1 protein-coding gene is annotated in these 303 nt (G+C 52.8%); it reads left to right on the forward strand.

Translation table 11 applies throughout. From position 1 onward, the window contains the following. On the forward strand, nucleotides 1-303 hold a 303-nt coding region (locus ERX37_RS11305; RefSeq protein ID WP_208001699.1), incomplete at both ends, for a collagen-flanked surface repeat-containing protein.

The raw sequence follows: 303 nt of genomic DNA on the forward strand, positions 1-303 counted from the left end.
GATGGCACGACAACAACAACAGTGATCAAAGATGGTGCGGACGGCGAATCACCAACGGCGACAGTAGTCGACAACGGCGACGGCACGCACACAGTGACGATCACAAATCCAGACGGCACAACAACGACGACAGTCATCAAAGATGGTGTTGACGGAGTAGACGGTAAAGATGGTGTATCACCAACGGCGACAGTAGTCGACAATGGAGACGGTACACACACAGTGACGATCACGAATCCAGATGGCACGACAACAACAACAGTGATCAAAGATGGTGCGGACGGCGAATCACCAACGGCGACA

It is taken from the genome of Macrococcus hajekii, from assembly GCF_004359505.1.
GTDB classification, from domain to species: Bacteria; Bacillota; Bacilli; order Staphylococcales; family Staphylococcaceae; genus Macrococcus; species Macrococcus hajekii.